The following is a 19,131-nucleotide window of genomic DNA, read 5'->3' as shown; positions in this document are numbered from 1 at the left end:
CATTCATCCCCCACTGATGGTTAGTCACGCAGAGCCTGATTGATTTTTCTAAGGGCTGAAGCCCAAAGAAAAAATCTTATTTCACTTATCACGCTCATAACGCCACGTCCTGTGGCTTCGCCTGACTAGGACCTTAATCCCTCGTCGGACCTTTACGGACAGTTGATCTCCCACTTATCTTCTTCGTATTCTCAGAATCTTGAAGTGGGAGTCAAAATGTCCGTTAAGAGTGGGATAAGCAAAAGCAGGATATTCCTCTATAATCATAAAATCAATATCAAAAAATAGGTATAGAATGAATAACCATTCTATACCTATTCTTATCGAACGATTTATTAATTTTCCGCTAATTTATTTACTACTTGGTGTTGTTCAGAACGACTCCCCACTGAAGGATCCTCTGCTTGCTTTGCTCTTTTAATGAAGAAGGATAAGACTAGAGCCACGATGGAAATACCTACTGTAACAAGAAAAGCATCATTAATTCCTTCAAGCATTGCTTTCATGGCAATATGCTGTTTCATTTCTGCTAATGCCGCCGCAGTTGGTTGACCCGTTAGATGTTTCATTGCACTCGCTGCAAGCTCTGTTGCATGGGTTTTCGTACGATTTGTCATCACTGTCACTAATAAAGCTGTACCGATGGCTCCAGATACTTGAGACATCGTATTATTCATCGCTGTTCCATGTGGATAAAATCTTGAAGGTAGTTGATTTAATCCATTTGTTGTAATTGGCATATTAACCATGGACATACCAAACATCCGTACTGAATATAAAATAATTAACTGAGTATAGGTGGTATCAAGTGATAATTTACTGAAATAGTAACTCGTAACAGCTGTAATCGTTAATCCAATAATCGCGAGCACCCTTCCGCCAAATTTATCAAATAGCCTTCCTGTTATCGGCATCATGATTGCCATAACAATTGCACCAGGGAGCATCATTAAACCGGCATCTAAAGGCGAAATTCCTCTGATCGTTTGAACGTAAATTGGTGTAAGGATCATACCTGAGAACATTGCCATCGTGACAATCATTGAAATTGCAGATGATAAGGCAAACATTGGATATTTATAGATTCTGAAATTCAGCATTGGCGAATTCTGATTTAACTGACGGAAAATGAAAGAAATCAGAGAGATTACCCCAACAGCTAAACTCCCATATACCTCCGGGCTATCCCATCCTTTATCACCAGCAGAGCTAAAGCCATATAAAATTCCGCCAAAGCCAATGCTTGATAGTATCAGAGATAATATGTCAAGACGTATTTTTACTTTATCCTTCTTATCTTTAAGGAGGAAGAAGCCAATTAATACGACAAGAATGGCAATCGGTGAAACAAAATGGAAAAGCATTCTCCAATCATAATGTTGAATTAACCAACCGGATAGAGTTGGACCGATCGCAGGAGCGAACATCAATACTAGACCAAAAACTCCCATTGCCGTTCCCCTTTTTTCAACTGGAAAGCTAGTTAGCATCACATTCATTAATAATGGCATTAAAATTGCAGAACCAGAAGCCTGAATCATCCTGCCTGCTAATAATAGTGGGAAAACATAAGCAAATCCTGCTAATAGAGTCCCAAGTGTGAATAAAATCATCGCTGTTAAAAACAAGCGTCGAACAGAATACTTTTGGATTAGAAAGGCTGTAGCCGGCACTAATATACCATTGACCAGCATATATCCCGTGGTCATCCACTGAACAGTCGAAGCTCCAACGTCTAAATCCTTCATAATGGACGGAAGTGCAATATTAAGTAACGTATTATTTAACATTGCTATAAATGCCCCTACCATTAAGACAGCAATAATGCCATACGGTGGGCGTTTATTTGTATTCACAGCCTTATCCATTTTACCCCTCCTAAAATTATAGTCCATTTTTTTATACTGCTATTTCATATAGACAGTATAATATACCAATGGTTCAAATTTTGCAAATAAAAAATCCCTTATTTTACCCAACTTGAATAATGCAGAAAAATTTTGTACTATAATATTAGACAGGAAGTCCAATAAAAATTATAAGGTGAAAATAAAATGAACGACAGAAAACAGCATGTCATTAATATAGCCCATCAGCTATTTATCAATAAAGGGTTCCAATCCACGTCTATTCAAGACATTTTAGAGTATAGCGGAATCTCTAAAGGGACCTTTTATAATTACTTTCCGTCAAAAAATGAATTGTTGAAGGAAATTTTTAAAACTATATTTGAAGAATTTGAAATGGAAAGAAATCAATTATTAATCGGACAGGATCCATCAGATATAGAGATTTTTATCAACCAAGTAGAGCTTCAAATGAAAACGAATCATAAGAAAATGCTCATTCCTCTATTTGAGGAACTCATCGTTTCAAACGATGAGGATTTAAAGGGATTTATGAAACAGGGACAGTTGAAAATGTTACGTTGGGTTTATAATCGCTTTATTGATATTTATGGTGAAGAATATGAACCTTATTTATTTGACATGGCCATCATGTTTATGGCTACCCTCCAACATAATCTTAAATTTTATGCAATGGCACATCCATCAAATTCAAATATTAAACCTGTCATTCGCTATTGTGTAAATCGAATTAAAAAAATAGTTAAGGAAGTATCGGAAGAAAAAGTTCAATTAATCCAACCGGAGTTTTTAGCTGATTGGTTGCCAGGTTGTAAGAGAAAGACAGATTCACTTAAAGAAAGCATTTCTCAATCCGTCATTATTCTTAAAAGAACGATTAAAGAAAAGGATGACCAATTTAAGTTTTTTGAGCTGTTGGATTTTCTTGAGTACGAACTTGTTAATTCAAAAATTCCCCGTAGATTTTTGATTGAAAGTACATTGGAAACTTTAAGATCAAATATCTTTTCTCCAAGCTGGAATAAAGAGCTCAAATCACTGGAACAGCTAATTGCTGAATATTATGTGCAAATTAATGAATAGGGATTAAAATTTGCTTATTTGAAAAATATCGTGTACGATTTAATCGTACACGATATTTTTATGTATTTTAACTTACAGGAAAAAATCAGAATCCAAGGAGGAGAAACAGGAATGACAACCGTTTATGATTTCACCGTAAAAATGACAAATGGGGAGCAAAAAGCATTATCTGAATATAAAGGAAAGCCTCTCATCATTGTCAATACGGCTAGCAAATGTGGTCTTACCCCTCAATTCAAAGGTCTTCAGGAATTATATGATAAGTACAAGGATCGCGGATTGGAAATCCTCGGTTTTCCTTGCAGCCAATTTAATAATCAGGAATTTGCAGACATAGAAGAAACCACACAATTTTGCCAGCTGAACTACGGTGTTTCCTTTCCTATTTTTGCAAAAATCGATGTCAACGGAGAAAATGCAGATCCTCTTTTTACTTTTTTAAAGGAGCAAAAGAAAGGAATACTTTCTAAAAATATTAAATGGAATTTCACTAAATTTCTTATCAACGGAAATGGAGCAGTAGTAGAACGCTATGCCCCTACCACTGAACCAAATAAAATAGAAGAAGATCTCTTGAAATTATTATCATAGAAACGGCCACACGCTATCAATGTCATTCCACAGGAGGTTGTCGTGAAAGAACCATTACAATTAGAGAAACAACTATGCTTTGCAGTCTATGAAACAGCAAGCGAATTCAATAAGCTTTATACAAGTGTCCTTCAACCATTCGGTTTAACCTATCCGCAATACCTCGTTCTTCTTGCTCTTTGGGAGCAGGATGGCCTCACTTCAAAGGAATTAGGTGAGAAGGTCAATCTCGGAACTGGAACATTAACACCAATGATAACAAGAATGGAAGCAAACGGATGGCTACAAAAGATGCGAGCAAAAGAAGATGAAAGAAAGGTATATATTTTTCTTCAAGAGAAGGCGGAGAATGAAAAAGCTGCCATCGTAGAAAAGGTTAGCGAAAAAATAAGATCCTGCCAAATCGAACTGGAGGAATATCAAATCCTGATGGCAAATTTGAAAAGCTTGCGGGGAAAATTGAGGAAACGATAAATTGAAAACAAATGATGTTGAAATTCCTAAAAAGGTTTAGTAAAGCAAAAGAGACAGGGAATAATTTTCTGTCTCTTTTTGCATCTATTAGGTTTAAAAAACCTGAGACCTTACTTAAAACCACTCGTGCTATTTAAAAATATCCGGATAAAAACCATTTATTCGTGAAAAATGATAATCACTGGCGATTCTTTAATAATGTACATAATCCTTTCCAGTTGTTCGCATTATTTTATCCTTATCCGCGAACAAATGCGATTTAACCGCTATTCTCTTAATGATTTCAATATCTTTCATTAGATCATGATATATTTTGCATGTATTCTCAAAATCTATGTAAAATCCCAAAAATCTTCTAAACTATTCAAAAAAAACTCCACCAACTAACACCATTCAAAAATCACTACCCAGTATCTTGGCTAAATTTCCATCCCCACGTCAGCAAAGGTCGCCATGTTTTTCATCATGCTGCATGCCGCCTCTACGATTGGGAATGCTAGAGCTGCACCTGATCCTTCCCCTAGGCACATATTCATATAGAGCATCGGTTCAATTCCCAGTAATTCACTCGCTCTTTTCCCACCTGGCTCCGCGGAGGCATGAGAGGAAATAAGATAATGTTTCACTTTTGGCTCAATGGTCACAGCAATTAATGCCGCTACTGTTGATATATACCCATCAACAATGACTGGTACTCTTGCTGCCGCAGCTCCAAGCATAACGCCGGCCATTCCGCCAATTTCCAATCCTCCCACTTTAGCTAAAACATCAATTCCATCCTTTGCGTTAGGTTGGTTTATTTTAATCGCCTTTTTAATGACATTTGCTTTATGCTCTTTTCCACCTGTCCCAAGACCGGCTCCCCTTCCTGTTACCTCCAAAGCATCAATATTTCCGAGTACCGAAAGAATAGCTGTACTTGGTGTTGTATTGCCAATCCCCATTTCTCCAGTTGCTAAAATATGGGCTCCCTGATTAATTTCCCTATTCGCCAATTCAATACCAATTTCAATTGCTTTAATGGCTTCTTCCCGACTCATTGCAGGACCTTTTGCCATATTGTCTGTCCCATATTTCACTTTTTTAATCAGAACACCAGCATCACTTGGTAAATCCACCTTAATGCCAATATCTACTGGGACAATTTTTGCACCAAAGGCATGACCAATCGTGCATACACCAGTTAGGCCCTTGGCAAAAAGAAGAGTCTGTGCAAATGTGACCTCTTGAGGATTACTCGTCACCCCTTCTTCATATACACCATGATCACCAGCCATGACGATCACTACTTTATTATCCATAACCGGATATAGTTTTCCCGTAATACCCGCTAACTGAATGGCTATATCCTCTAATTTTCCCAAACTTTTTGGCGGCTTAATCAGACTATCCACCCGCGTCTTTGCCACTGTCATGATTTCCTCATTCAACCCTTCAATACAACGAATCGTGTCCTTCAATAATTCCATTTGATCCACTCCCTTTAAAATTCAAAAAGAAAAGCCTACAGTTTATTTCAGACAGGCACATGAAATAAACCGCAGACTTTTCCATCATCTACAATAATAAAGCTAATAGGCAGGTCTCCTGGCTCTGGTTCATTGTTCCATCATCCCTTCCCGGATTTCACCAGTGGCATCTATAATGAAACTCCCCATTACAGTGGCGGGACCGCTGAAGACTCTCACTTCATTCCCTATTCTCCCAAAAAAATTGGGCACCTACTGCTTTTATTCACATTTTAATAGTTTTATCGTACAGCAAATACAATTTTTAGGCAATGAGGTTTTTCTAATAGATTTACAAATGAAGAATATCCTAAATTGCAGGAAATCTACTGCAGACTGCAACACGGATTATTAAAATGTCAAAAAATTCCTATTTTCAAAACAATTCATCTTGAAAGTCAATCGAAAGCTCAAAAATTAAGTGCTAAGGAGGAGGGATTGCTACAAAGCAGATCCTGCTCACGGTGAAGGAGTAGCAAAGGGCCCTTAAGATCCCACTCGATGAAATAGAAGCTGCAAGCAGTAAAGAATAAGGCCTTAAAGATTCCCTTGGCTACAAAGTTCCATAAAAAAAAGGTCAGTTCCCGCTGCCACAAAACGGGACTGACCTTTTCCTATCCATTTATTCTTTTGTTAAAATCGCCATAAACTCTTCTCCGGTAATAGTCTCTTTCTCAAGTAAATATTTTGCTAATTCATGGAGCTTATCTTTATTTTCCCCCAAAATTTGAATCGCCTTTTGATGGCATGTTTTTATAATTGTTAGAATTTCTGTATCAATTTTAGCAGCCGTTTCTGATGAAACTAAAAGGGATGCATCCTCCCCTAAATATGGATTATTTACTGTTTCAAGTGCCATCATATCAAATTCCTGACTCATACCAAATCGGGTCACCATGCTTCGGGCAATCTTTGTTGCTTGCTCAATATCATTGGACGCACCTGAGGTTACGGATTGGAAAATGATTTCCTCAGCAGCGCGTCCTCCCATAAATGTTGTGATTTTATCTAATGCCTGCTCCTTCGTCATCAGTACTTGTTCGCCTTGCTCCACCTGCATCGTATATCCTAAAGATCCTGATGTTCTTGGAATGATCGTAATTTTATGCACAGGAGCCGAATGACTTTGCTTTGCCGCAACTAAAGCATGTCCAATTTCATGATAGGCAATTTTTAGCTTATCCTTCATTGGAATAACTGCATTCTTTCTTTGATATCCTGCGATAACCACTTCTACTGATTCCTCAATATCATTATGACTAATCTGTTGATGGCCAAGTCTAACTGCCCGAAGAGCCCCTTCATTGATAATATTGGCTAAATCGGCACCACTTGCCCCAGGAGTCGTCTGGGCTATCGCATGTAAATTAACATCATCGCCAAGCTTTACATTTTTAGCATGAACTGCTAAAATTGCCTCCCGTCCTAATAAATCAGGAAGCTCCACTGGGATTCTGCGGTCAAATCTTCCTGGTCTCAACAAAGCTTTATCCAGTGTTTCCGGCCTATTGGTTGCAGCAAGAATCACTACACTTTTATCGGCATCAAAGCCATCCATTTCAGAAAGAAGCTGGTTTAATGTTTGCTCTCTTTCATCATTTCCACCCATGACGCCAGAATTTCTGCTTTTTCCAATCGCATCAATTTCATCAATAAAGACAATACACGGGGCTTTTTCCTGGGCTTGCTTAAATAAATCTCTTACTCTAGCAGCCCCCATCCCGACAAACATCTCAACAAACTCTGAACCGGAGATTGAAAAGAATGGAACCTTAGATTCCCCTGCTACTGCTTTTGCTAGCAAGGTCTTCCCTGTTCCTGGAGGTCCAACAAGCAGAACCCCTTTTGGAATTTTCGCGCCTACTGCCTTATATTTATCAGAGTTATGAAGGTAATCGACTATTTCTAATAAAGCCTCCTTCGCTTCCTCCTGTCCGGCAACATCAGTGAATGACTTTCCAGTTACTGCTTCAACGTAAATTTTCGCATTGCTTTTTCCAAAGGAAAGAGCGTTGCCTGGTCCTCCCATTCCTCTGGTCATTCTCTTTGTTAAAAAACTTCCAATCCAAATAAATAGAAGTATCGGAACAACCCAGGTTAATATGAAGCTCATAATCGGCGAATTTTCCTTTGGAATCACCTTTGTAAATTTGACATTGGCTTCATGCAAGCGATCAACTAATTTTGGATCATCGACCACTCCTGTTTTATAGGTAGTATCCTTGCTTTTATCCTTCCGAATGAACGCAATATAATTATCTTGAATCTCAACCTCTTCTATTTTCCCTTTGTCGACTAAACTCAAAAACGTCCCATAGTCCACCTCTTTTTCCGATCGACTATTCAGGCTCGGAAAAATAAAGGCATTTAATAGCACCACTAGCAGTGCGATTAATAGATAGGAATAAATCCGCGGCTTTTTCTCTGGTTCTGGCTCTTTCATAGCAGTTCCTCCAAAAATCAATAAAATTTAACGACCTGATTGTTTTATTATATTTTATTTAATCATTTATGAATAGGAATAACACTCCCCCATCCTTATTCTCGTAACAGATATTGACAATTTCCCGACATTTTTTTTGCGGAATTTAAGCAATTGATTCCCCTTCTTATAATTGTTATGGTTATTAGCGAAGATAGTTCTATAGAGAAAGAAGCTGAAAATCCGTGAGCATAAATATTCTTCTTGTAGATGATGAACATGAAATTGCTGACTTAGTTGAGGTTTATTTAAGAAATGAGAATTACCATGTCTACAAGTGCTATACATCAAAGGAAGCCCTCGATTATATTGATTCAGTAAAGCTAGACCTAGCTATCCTAGATGTTATGCTGCCAGAAATCGATGGATTTACACTTTGTCAAAAAATCCGTAAAAACCATACCTTTCCAATTATTATGCTAACGGCGAAGGATTCTGAAATTGATAAAATATCAGGATTAACATTAGGTGCTGATGATTATATCACAAAACCCTTTCGCCCATTAGAACTGATTGCCCGCGTTAAGGCTCAGCTTAGGAGATTCATGCAATATAATCAACTTGAATTGGAGCAACGGGAAGGAATGATTTCATTTTCTGGTCTTGTTCTTGATCAAAACACACATAAGTTTAGTTTAAATGAAAAAACGATTTCCTTAACACCAATCGAATTCTCCATCCTCTGGTACCTATGCTCCAATCGTGGACGTGTTGTCAGCTCGGAGGAGTTATTTCAAGAAGTGTGGGGGAATAAATATTTCAGCAATAATAACACGGTTATGGTCCATATTAGACATTTGCGCGAAAAAATGCATGAATCAGCGGAGCATCCTAAATATATCAAAACCGTATGGGGAGTAGGTTATATCATTGAATAAGGAATTTAGTAGACTAAAAAGAAAGATTCTATGGCAGATTGTTTTCATCTTAATAATCGCTGCCATCATTGGGATTATCATCAATTTCACTTTAATCGATGGTGTTCTTCAAGCACCTTTTGCTGATCTTTTTATTAGCTTCTTTACTAAAGTGATTCCACTTGATTATCAAAACGCACAATTAATCTATATGACTCTCTTTCAATACAATAAAAGCTTGTGGCTCGCAATCGGCTTTATGATTCTACTTATCATTATTTTTTACATCGCCCTTTCTCGCTTTACTCGTTACTTTTATGAAATAAGCAAGGGAATTGATATGCTTGCCAAAGAATCAAAAGAAGAGATTTCTCTTCCCGAGGAGCTTGATTTTGTTGAAAAAAAGCTAAATTCTGTGAAAAGCACGTTAGAAAAACGTGCAAGAGAAGCACAAGATGCAGAACAAAGAAAAAATGATCTTGTCGTCTATTTAGCACATGATATTAAAACACCACTCACCTCCGTCATTGGATACTTAAGCTTACTTGACGAGGCGCCTGACATGCCTGCTCCTCAGAAGGAGAAGTATGTTCGAATCACATTAGAGAAGACATATCGCCTAGAGGAACTGATTAATGAATTTTTTGAAATTACACGATTTAACCTCCAAACAATTATGCTTGATAAAAAAGAGATCAATCTCTCTTATATGCTTTTGCAAATGGCTGATGAATTCTATCCATTACTAAGCCCTCAAAAAAAGCAAGCTGTTGTACATGCCGGAGAAAATTTAAAAATCTTTGGTGATCCGAATAAGTTGGCAAGGGTCTTTAATAATATCTTTAAAAATGCAATCAACTATAGTTATAAAAAAAGCTCTATCATCATTGAAGCAAAGCAACAAGATGGAAAAACTATTATTACCTTCACCAATCATGGTGACACGATTCCGCCGCATAAATTAAATACGATTTTTGAGAAATTCTACCGCCTCGATGTCTCCCGCTCAAGTCAAACAGGTGGAGCTGGTCTTGGACTGGCAATAGCAAAAGAAATCGTGAAAGCACATGGAGGAGAGATCTCAGCTGAAAGTCATGATACCTATACTATCTTTACTGTTACTCTTCCAATAGAATCTTAAGAAAATCTTAAGGTTTTAATAATAGAAAGTTAAAAATAAACTCCTTTCAATATGTTTCAATAGAAGCATATTGAAAGGAGTTTTTTATTATGAGAAAGAAAAGAAAAAAGAATAGAGGCATTTTAATTATCTCTTTTTTCATCGCCATTTTTGCTTTTTATTTTTTCATCCCAAGTCATAAAAATTTCATATCATTTCATGAAGATCACAATCCATCTCTCTCAGAGCTTTTCCAACAAACAAAAAATAAACTGAGTCCAATAAATCGATTTCGTAACCATTTATATAGCTCTAATGCCATTCTGCTTAATAATACGACCGGAAAAATCCTAATGGAAAAAAAGAGTGAGGAAAAAATCTACCCTGCCTCCCTGACAAAAATAATGTCAGCTATAGTCGTTATTGAACACATCACAGATTTACAAAAGACCATTGTCCTGCAACCGGAAATGTTCCATTCACTTTATGCTGAAGATGCTTCAATGGCAGGATTTCAGCCAAATGAAAAAGTCAGCGTTATGGATTTGCTGTACGGAGCATTACTCCCTTCTGGAGCAGAAGCCACGATTGGACTTGCCAACTACGTCTCCAGTTCAGAAACAGAATTTGTTCAATTAATGAACGATAAAGCTCGTGAGCTTGGAATGAAGCATACCCATTTTACCAATGCAACAGGACTTCATGATGTAAACCACTATTCTAGTGTCAGGGATATCGCAAAGCTTTTACAGTATTCCCTTAATAATGAAGTATTTCGGAAAATATTTACCACAGAAAGATATTCCGTTTCACCCACTAATCAGCACCCAAATGGATTTACCTTTGAAAATAGCATGTTTAAAAACATTGAAAGCAATGAATTTAGTAGCAGAGAAATTATTGGGGGAAAGACGGGATATACCGAAGAAGCTGGATTATGCTTAGCAAGTCTTGCAAAAAAAGAAGGTGAAGAATATATCCTTGTTACAGCAGGTGCAAGAGGCGATCATAAGACAAAACAATTTAATCTATTAGATGCTCTCACAGTCTATAATGACTTATAACGAACGAGCAGAAAGAGATTATGGAAAGATTTCTCCTTCCATAATCTCTTTCTATCAGTTTTTCGCTAATTCAGGCTTAACTTGATTCGCCATTTTTTTTTCACCAATCGTGGTTTCATCACTTTGCCTTGCACGTTTAATAAAGAAGGCAAGGATGAATGCTACAAGTGCAATCCCTGTTGCAACTAAGAAAGCATCATTGATTCCTTCAAGCATTGCTTTCATCGCAATTTGTTGTTTCATCGCTGCTATGGTTTCAGCAGTTGGTTGTCCAGTTAAATGCTTCATCGCTTCTTTACCCAGTTCAGTAGCATGAGTTTCGGTCCGAGTGGTCATAACGGTAACCAAAAGAGCTGTCCCAATGGCGCCTGCCACTTGGTTCATAGTATTGTTCATCGCTGTACCATGTGGATAAAGACGTTTTGGCAATTGATTCAATCCATTCGTTGACACAGGCATCATAACCATGGACATTCCAAAACTACGAATAGAATAAATTAATATTAATGTCACATAGCTTGTATCAAGCTTTAATTGACTAAATAAATACGTTGTAATCGTGATAATCGCTAAACCAATAACGGCTAATATCCGACCGCCAACACGGTCAAATAATTTACCTGTAACAGGTGACATCCCGGCCATGATTACTGCACCCGGTAAAAGCAATAATCCTGCATCCATTGGAGAGATTCCACGGATATTTTGTACATAAATTGGTAATAATAACATCCCTGCATATAATGCCATATTCACCACCATCGTGATGGCTGATGAAAGAGCAAACATAGGATACGTATATACCTTGAAATTGAGCAATGGTTCCTTTTGCTTTAATTGACGCAAAATAAACCAGAATAAGGATAACACGCCAACGATAATGGTTACGTAAACATGCGGGCTACCCCAGCCTTTATTTCCAGCTGAGCTAAATCCATATAGGATGCCGCCAAAACCGATGCTTGACAACACAAGTGAAAATAAATCCATCCGCATCATGACTTTTTCTTTCTTATCTTTCAATAAGAAGAAGCCAATGATCACTACAACCATTGCAATTGGTGTGATGAAATGGAATAGCATTCTCCAATCATAATGTTCAATAATCCAGCCGGATAAAGTTGGTCCAATTGCAGGGGCAAACATGAGAATTAATCCAAATACTCCCATGGCAGCTCCACGTTTTTCAATAGGAAAGCTTACAAGCATAACGTTCATTAATAGAGGCATTAAGATGGCAGAGCCGGAAGCTTGAAGCATGCGTCCTGCTAATAGAATAGGAAATATGTGAGCAGTACCTGCTAAGATGGTACCCACTGTGAATAAACTCATCGCCACTAAGAAAAGCCTGCGAACAGTGTATTTTTGAATTAAGAAAGCTGTTGCCGGAATTAGAATTCCATTTACTAGCATGAAGCCAGTTGACAACCATTGAACAGTGGATGCATTAACATCCAAGTCCCTCATAATCGAGGGCAATGCAATATTTAATAAGGTATTATTTAAAAATGCAATAAAAGCCCCAATCATGAGGACCGCAATAATACCATATGGTGGACGATTATTCTTTGTTTTTAAATGGTCCATTGTTGTTCCTCCTAGACGTATAGTTCATTATTTTATACTATCGTTTTTTTTTAGCACAAAAACCATCATATACCCCTAATTTAAATATTGCAACGAAAAAGTATGTGAATAGCCCTATTTTTTTTTCCTCTGCTAGAGGCATATGTCTATTTTTCCTGATTTTCATCTATTTTGGTTTTATCTTCCTTTTTCCTTAAGATCTAGTTATTCATTAGTATGGACTACTTATAAAGTAATATGAGAAGGTTTTAGAGAAAGGGAAAAGCCAATGCAACCTTTTTACGTGGCACTGGCTTTATTGATCGTTATTTAATTTCAGAAGAAACAAAAATACTAATCGATTCATTTTTAATGCGAAGTTCACGATAATAATAGGTACCCGTCTCAGTTTCGGCAAGGCCCGTTTTTCTGAGGAGTAAGATGACATTTTGGGGATCCTTTATTCTTAATGGAATCGTTCCATTATCTTTAATCAGAAAAAAATTAATTGTCTGCTCCATATTTTCTCTACCCTTTTATACACTTTTCGACATTCTTTCCATTGCTGAGTATATTATTGAAATAAAACTGAGCTAAACTAGAAAGCTGGAAAGCACTTGTAGCCTGATTAATATCCCATTTCTTTCAGGATTCGTGACAATGTCCGTAATCGTTCTCCAAGTAGCTCATCGTCATTACTTAATTCTTGATTGAACAGTTGAATATCCTCATCGATTTTTTCATTATCTGTACAAACAGCAACTGTCATTGCGTCCCCTTGCAAGCCCACTCGATCAATCACTGGATTTTCCGGATTATACAATTTTTCATATTGATACGCTTCTCGAAAATGAAGCTTAGCTCGGCAAACAAGAATGGCAAGATCTAAGACGCGATGAAGCGGCAATTCTTCAGACTGTCTCGACCATTTTTCGCCTGTATATCTCCAAACCTTTGCCGAAATATCAACTTTTCCCCGATCGTTCCACTGAGCAAGTCCTAAAGAAAGCCCTTTAGCATCTGTATGGTATGCATTTCTTCCATCGACATTTTCGTAGTTTTCAGAGACGATAACTGGTTTATGTTTTAGATTGGTTGGGATTTTCATCAATAAACCTCCATTACTGCATATTACTGAATTACTTATGTACTAATTACTCGAAATCAGTATAATTGTTCTATTCAGGAATAGCAATAACTCCTTAGGAAATCATTAACTTAAAAGCTCATTTTAAGAAAGGACGTTGTAAAAAGAGGACACTACCATTCAAAGTATACCACTCTCTTTAACTAGGCTCCCTTCTATTTTTCTTAAAAAATTACCATTTCCTTTTAAAACTTTTAACAGATTCTTCATATTTCTAAAATATAATGAAAATATCAAAAGATTCATCCACACAATTTTTTGATCAAAACAAAGGAGGGATGCAAAATATGAAAAAAATCATGTATGTGAAATTCATACTAGACCTCCTCATGGGGACCACCTTCGCACTTTTTTATAACAAAAATGTCCTAGGGGGTCTTCCCTTTCATGAAATTGCAGGGTTAGTGATTTCTGGTGCTTTTTTAACTCATATCCTATTGAATATGAAATGGATTAAAAATGTCACCTTAAAGCTATTTAATCGTGAGCTGCCACGGAGAACTAGATTTAGCTTTCTATTAAACTTATTATTACTCGTCACCATGACAACCATCATCCTGACAGGAATTTTTATATCAAGAGTGGTATTTCCTAATCTAAATATTGGTAATGAGCGTTGGCTTCGGGGTCTACACTTAATTGCCTCCTATTTCACTCTAATTATTTTGGCTATCCATATTGGAGTCCATTGGAATTGGGTAATCAATGTTTGCAAAAGACTATTCAAGATAAATACTCAAAAGCCTGTGTTTAGCTATATCACGAAAATAGCGACCATTATTATCTTAATATTCGGAGTTTACGAAATCTACTCATCCGGTTTTGGTTCAAAACTAATTCGTTCGGCTAATATGTTTACAAGCGGAAATCAGCAAGAACCTTTTGATCGATCTGCTGAAGGATTTAAGCAGCATTCATTTGACCAAGATGAACAGCCACTTGAGGACTTTAATAGGGGAAAATTTAATCAAGACCAATTTCAAAATGGCAAAAGTCCTGCTCCTCCTAGTGATAATTATCAAAATAAAGGGGATTTTCCAAACCATCTAAACGGGGGAGGATTTGGTGAGCACGGTGAACAAGCTGGTGTCATGAAAGCACTTTTAACTAACCTTGGGATTATGTCAGTGTTTATTGTAGTTACTTATTATTTAGGGAAAATTAAGCGAAGGATTATTATTTCAAAATAATTATTTTAATAACTCAAAAAACTTTTGAATGACAGTACTTTTGAGTTATTTTTTCTTTTATAGGGGTTATAATCCCTATTCAATCACAAGATTTTTTAAGAAAGATTTTGAAATTTAAGTTATATCAATCCACCATCCATAGACTTCGGGCAATGACAATGCACCGAAGCTATGGGGGATATAATTAAATATTATTCATTATCATCCTCTTCACTTGCCCTTGTTGTTTGCGTAGGAAGAGTATCCCAGAAGCTTGTATCTGCTGATTCAATTGATCCATCTGAAATCGCTCTTACTGTTGCATCTAATGTAGTAATCGTTTGCTTAATTAAATATCCATTACTTTTTTGACCTATGGCATATGACTCAATATAGTGATCGGACATTCCACGCATTTCAAAAAGAAGTGTTGAAATATCATAACGAATGGCAGCACCATTACGTCCAATATTTGCACCATTTCCTCCATTATATTTACCTACATGGCCCCAACCTGTATTTTCAAGTGTGCCATATACAACGGCCCCAAGCTTTTTTGATCCTTCTAAAACTTCAGGTTTTACTTCGGAATTTGTTGGATAAAGGATGGATCCAGAAACAAGTTCACCTTCCGTCTGGCTCATTGCTCCTTGATGATGTAAATCAATCATGTAATCAATATCGTATTTTTCAAAAACATTTTCATGCAATGCTTTCACTTCAACTTCCATTTTCTCAGTTGGTTTATCATGTTCACGGTTTAAGTCAACCTCATTTGCATTGTAACGTGTTAGATGGCGATCCCCATCTGCTAAGTAGTTATCGAGTGAAAAATTTACATCTCCCATTGCACCGTCGGCATTTAGCATTGGAATCACAAGTACGTTTACATTTTCCAAAACACCTTTTGTTTTGTTGGTACCTAAGTGTTTGATAAATTCAAGAGCTCCTTCAGTAGTAAGCTGTTCGTTTCCATGCTGTTGAGTTAAAAATAAAATAGTTGGATTTTCTGGATTAGAAATGTATTTTGCTAGATAGATATCTCGTCCTTTTACAGTTTGTCCAATGACTTCAAGTTCCAATGCTTCTTGCTTCGCATCTTGAGTTTTGAGGTAGTCTACCATGCCTTCATACGTATGTAGGATCGATGTTTGGATGGAACCATGACCAGGTTCTGGACCATTTCCAACTGCACCTACTGGAAGAGCAACAGCGGTAACAGTTCCTAATGCCATTAAACCAGATAAAGAAACGGATAAGACTTTCTTTTTCAAACTCATCAAATATCCCTCCACCTTATTTTTATTTTCAAAAAATAACCTAATATTATTATATAGTTTATTTTCAATGATATTAATAGAATATTCTTACTATTAATTAGACATATTTCGATAAACGAAATATAGGAAAATAGGCATATATATTTCGTTTTATAGCAGTCAAATGGGTATTCAGTTATAAGTTATAATTGGAATTTAATTTCTAATAATTGTAATACTATATTTAATATGCGAAAATTTACCAATCCAAATCTATTAAAACTAACATTCCACTAAAAAAGATAGGCATTTTTACATTATGGTGTGCAATTTCAATCCACGCATCCATATAGGATGCGACTCGGTTCAAGGTCACTAAACACCTCCTGGACAAAATTTCAATCCACGCATCCATATAGGATGCGACTGATGGCGATGGCCGTTCATCTAAATGGGGATTAATTTCAATCCACGCATCCATATAGGATGCGACAATGATAATATTTCTTTCTCTTGTTTAGTCAATATTTCAATCCACGCATCCATATAGGATGCGACAGTTTTCTGTTCTATCGTAAAATGCTACTTGATAATTTCAATCCACGCATCCATATAGGATGCGACAGTTTGTTCGCCAAAAACATTCTTTATATTAATAGATTTCAATCCACGCATCCATATAGGATGCGACTTTAGAAACAGGATTTCCATCTATTTTCACTATTATTTCAATCCACGCATCCATATAGGATGCGACTCAATTTACATGGAGTCAGAAACGAATCATGGAGAATTTCAATCCACGCATCCATATAGGATGCGACTTAATGGCATTAGAAAATAAATGTATCACGATGATTTCAATCCACGCATCCATATAGGATGCGACCCAATCATTAGGCGATATGTCTAAGTCGTTTTTTATTTCAATCCACGCATCCATATAGGATGCGACCAAGCGGTCCAGGAGCTTACTGGGTTGGTGAAGGTATTTCAATCCACGCATCCATATAGGATGCGACGTGGTTTTTATTTTTGGGTCAGGAATTTATCGAGATTTCAATCCACGCATCCATATAGGATGCGACGCTGAACACATATGGTCATATGTCAAAGCGTTCTATTTCAATCCACGCATCCATATAGGATGCGACAAAGAGAAGCTGAACAAGCTATTTCAGACCTTGAATTTCAATCCACGCATCCATATAGGATGCGACAAAGCTAAGGACAAGGTGGACAAGTCGCCGAACATATTTCAATCCACGCATCCATATAGGATGCGACTATGAATTACGTCGAAAATGCTGCAAGCGCTGCCGATTTCAATCCACGCATCCATATAGGATGCGACTGTCTTCCAACTAATTGTTCATGTTCTTTGTGTATTTCAATCCACGCATCCATATAGGATGCGACGTGACTTTTAATTGGACTGTATGCTGACCAACAGATTTCAATCCACGCATCCATATAGGATGCGACAAATTCATCCGGATTTAAAAATGCCTCCAAATCAATTTCAATCCACGCATCCATATAGGATGCGACATTATTTTGGTCAAGAACATATCTTGATGGAAGGATTTCAATCCACGCATCCATATAGGATGCGACTGTTGGTCTTGCCAACTAACCCCTTTTGTATCAAATTTCAATCCACGCATCCATATAGGATGCGACTCATTGGACATAATGAGTCTATAAGTCTATTATACATTTCAATCCACGCATCCATATAGGATGCGACCGTTAGCGGACGAATTGAAACACGATCATTTGAGGATTTCAATCCACGCATCCATATAGGATGCGACGGTTTATAGAGTGTCAAATATATGTGCCTGAAAATATATTTCAATCCACGCATCCATATAGGATGCGACTTTAAAGCGTCAATATTGGAGGGGCAGGAAACAATTTCAATCCACGCATCCATATAGGATGCGACGATACTGAATTTAAAATAAGGAGGGAAATAAAATATTTCAATCCACGCATCCATATAGGATGCGACCTACCTCCTATGCAAGACCAAGAGCAAGCACGGGAATTTCAATCCACGCATCCATATAGGATGCGACAAATGTATTGACATGTCATGACAAAATGATATAATATTTCAATCCACGCATCCATATAGGATGCGACCATACACCCCCACAACAACAGCATCATTATCGATTTCAATCCACGCATCCATATAGGATGCGACATCATTTGATTTATCCTAACAAATGGTATAACCAATTTCAATCCACGCATCCATATAGGATGCGACTCGGAACTCGTATATTCCTTTCCTAATTTCTTTATTTCAATCCACGCATCCATATAGGATGCGACCAGGTGCTATTAATGCCTCAACTGCATCAGGAGATTTCAATCCACGCATCCATATAGGATGCGACATTTGAAATCGCAGCTGAAACACTTGGAGTTCTAATTTCAATCCACGCATCCATATAGGATGCGACAGCGAAAATTGATAAAAAATAACATAAATCAGCTTATTTTTTAGTAAATATCGCTATTTTCTTTGTTTAAACAAAGAACCACATACCAAAAAAAATCAATTTTGTCAAAAAAGTGCAAAATATACGGTGCGAATCTATCTGAAAAATCATGTTCACATCACATTCGCACTAAATAATTAATGGACCCTCAACATCAATAGATTCCTTAACACCTACATGTTCCACTTTAGTTTTGTAATTATTACCTAATCGGTAATATCTTAAACTATCCTGCTTTTTATCAATTATTTCTAATAGTTCAATTTTTAATGAAGCAAATTGAGTGGAGTCTACCACACATTCAAAAACTGAATTTTGAACTCGCTGACCATATTTTTGGCACACTTTTGCGACTTTTCGCAACCTTTTCTGCCCTCCAATACTTGAAGTGCTTACATCATAGGTAATTAAAATCAGCAAATGATTC

The 19,131-nt window shown here is 36.9% G+C and carries 15 protein-coding genes, 1 CRISPR repeat array and 1 riboswitch; of the genes, 7 read left to right on the top strand and 8 right to left on the bottom strand.

Annotated features, from left to right (window positions below; all coding sequences use genetic code 11):
- Nucleotides 1-335: 335 nt before the first annotated feature.
- Entirely contained in the window at nucleotides 336-1,868 is a 1,533-nt protein-coding gene (locus tag ACE38V_RS16180) for a DHA2 family efflux MFS transporter permease subunit (protein ID WP_375842783.1), read from the bottom strand.
- Nucleotides 1,869-2,054: 186 nt separating this feature from the next.
- Between ACE38V_RS16180 and ACE38V_RS16175 the strand changes: the two genes are divergently transcribed.
- The 3 genes from ACE38V_RS16175 (at nucleotide 2,055) to ACE38V_RS16165 (ending at nucleotide 4,016) form a co-directional block, all read left to right on the top strand.
- On the top strand, nucleotides 2,055-2,951 hold the full coding sequence (locus ACE38V_RS16175; RefSeq protein WP_375842781.1) for a TetR/AcrR family transcriptional regulator: 897 nt from the start codon (nucleotides 2,055-2,057) through the stop codon (nucleotides 2,949-2,951).
- Nucleotides 2,952-3,062: 111 nt separating this feature from the next.
- Nucleotides 3,063-3,542, top strand: coding sequence for a glutathione peroxidase (locus ACE38V_RS16170; protein ID WP_375842780.1), 480 nt, complete (start codon nucleotides 3,063-3,065; stop codon nucleotides 3,540-3,542).
- Nucleotides 3,543-3,584: 42 nt separating this feature from the next.
- On the top strand, nucleotides 3,585-4,016 hold the full coding sequence (locus ACE38V_RS16165) for a MarR family winged helix-turn-helix transcriptional regulator (protein ID WP_375842778.1): 432 nt from the start codon (nucleotides 3,585-3,587) through the stop codon (nucleotides 4,014-4,016).
- Nucleotides 4,017-4,435: 419 nt separating this feature from the next.
- On the opposite strand, the gene cobT is transcribed toward ACE38V_RS16165, so the two are convergent.
- Both cobT and ftsH read right to left on the bottom strand, forming a co-directional pair.
- The gene (gene cobT, locus ACE38V_RS16160; RefSeq protein WP_375842776.1) at nucleotides 4,436-5,485 is read right to left on the bottom strand and encodes a nicotinate-nucleotide--dimethylbenzimidazole phosphoribosyltransferase; all 1,050 of its coding nucleotides are present in this window, start codon (nucleotides 5,483-5,485) and stop codon (nucleotides 4,436-4,438) included.
- Nucleotides 5,486-5,576: 91 nt separating this feature from the next.
- Nucleotides 5,577-5,756: riboswitch (cobalamin riboswitch) on the bottom strand.
- Between the two features lie 390 nt (nucleotides 5,757-6,146).
- Entirely contained in the window at nucleotides 6,147-7,967 is a 1,821-nt protein-coding gene (gene ftsH, locus ACE38V_RS16155; protein ID WP_375842774.1) for an ATP-dependent zinc metalloprotease FtsH, read from the bottom strand.
- 224 nt (nucleotides 7,968-8,191) lie between these two features.
- Between ftsH and vanR the strand changes: the two genes are divergently transcribed.
- From vanR to ACE38V_RS16140, 3 genes are all read left to right on the top strand, one after another.
- A complete protein-coding gene (vanR, locus tag ACE38V_RS16150) occupies nucleotides 8,192-8,884 on the top strand; it encodes a VanR-ABDEGLN family response regulator transcription factor (protein ID WP_375842772.1) in 693 nt (230 codons plus the stop codon).
- Nucleotides 8,877-10,004, top strand: a complete 1,128-nt coding sequence (gene vanS, locus ACE38V_RS16145) for a vancomycin resistance histidine kinase VanS (RefSeq protein ID WP_375842770.1) — start codon at nucleotides 8,877-8,879, stop codon at nucleotides 10,002-10,004. The genes vanR and vanS overlap by 8 nt, the downstream gene beginning before the upstream one ends.
- A gap of 89 nt (nucleotides 10,005-10,093) precedes the next feature.
- The gene (locus ACE38V_RS16140) at nucleotides 10,094-11,047 is read left to right on the top strand and encodes a D-alanyl-D-alanine carboxypeptidase family protein (protein WP_375842768.1); all 954 of its coding nucleotides are present in this window, start codon (nucleotides 10,094-10,096) and stop codon (nucleotides 11,045-11,047) included.
- Between the two features lie 54 nt (nucleotides 11,048-11,101).
- On the opposite strand, the gene ACE38V_RS16135 is transcribed toward ACE38V_RS16140, so the two are convergent.
- The 3 genes from ACE38V_RS16135 to ACE38V_RS16125 form a co-directional block, all read right to left on the bottom strand.
- Entirely contained in the window at nucleotides 11,102-12,634 is a 1,533-nt protein-coding gene (locus tag ACE38V_RS16135; protein WP_375842766.1) for a DHA2 family efflux MFS transporter permease subunit, read from the bottom strand.
- Between the two features lie 305 nt (nucleotides 12,635-12,939).
- Nucleotides 12,940-13,134, bottom strand: coding sequence for a hypothetical protein (locus ACE38V_RS16130; protein WP_375842765.1), 195 nt, complete (start codon nucleotides 13,132-13,134; stop codon nucleotides 12,940-12,942).
- 107 nt (nucleotides 13,135-13,241) lie between these two features.
- On the bottom strand, nucleotides 13,242-13,721 hold the full coding sequence (locus ACE38V_RS16125; RefSeq protein ID WP_375842763.1) for a DUF6530 family protein: 480 nt from the start codon (nucleotides 13,719-13,721) through the stop codon (nucleotides 13,242-13,244).
- 326 nt (nucleotides 13,722-14,047) lie between these two features.
- On the opposite strand from ACE38V_RS16125, the gene ACE38V_RS16120 reads away from it, so the two are divergent.
- The gene (locus ACE38V_RS16120) at nucleotides 14,048-14,950 is read left to right on the top strand and encodes a DUF4405 domain-containing protein (RefSeq protein WP_375842761.1); all 903 of its coding nucleotides are present in this window, start codon (nucleotides 14,048-14,050) and stop codon (nucleotides 14,948-14,950) included.
- A 191-nt stretch (nucleotides 14,951-15,141) separates the two neighbouring features.
- Here the strand turns inward: ACE38V_RS16120 and ACE38V_RS16115 are convergent, their stop codons facing one another.
- Complete coding sequence (locus tag ACE38V_RS16115) at nucleotides 15,142-16,209, bottom strand: M14 family zinc carboxypeptidase (protein ID WP_375842759.1); 1,068 nt, start codon at nucleotides 16,207-16,209, stop codon at nucleotides 15,142-15,144.
- Nucleotides 16,210-16,517: 308 nt separating this feature from the next.
- A CRISPR array of direct repeats spans nucleotides 16,518-18,665; the repeat unit is 32 nt; unit sequence ATTTCAATCCACGCATCCATATAGGATGCGAC.
- 168 nt (nucleotides 18,666-18,833) lie between these two features.
- A complete protein-coding gene (cas2, locus tag ACE38V_RS16110; protein WP_375842757.1) occupies nucleotides 18,834-19,124 on the bottom strand; it encodes a CRISPR-associated endonuclease Cas2 in 291 nt (96 codons plus the stop codon).
- Nucleotides 19,125-19,131 lie beyond the last annotated feature (7 nt).

This window comes from Cytobacillus sp. Hz8 (assembly GCF_042263505.1).
Taxonomy (GTDB): Bacteria; Bacillota; Bacilli; order Bacillales; family Cytobacillaceae; genus Bacillus_BE.
The sequence above is the reverse complement of the archived record's forward strand: the minus strand, read 5'-3'. Positions and strand labels throughout refer to the sequence as shown.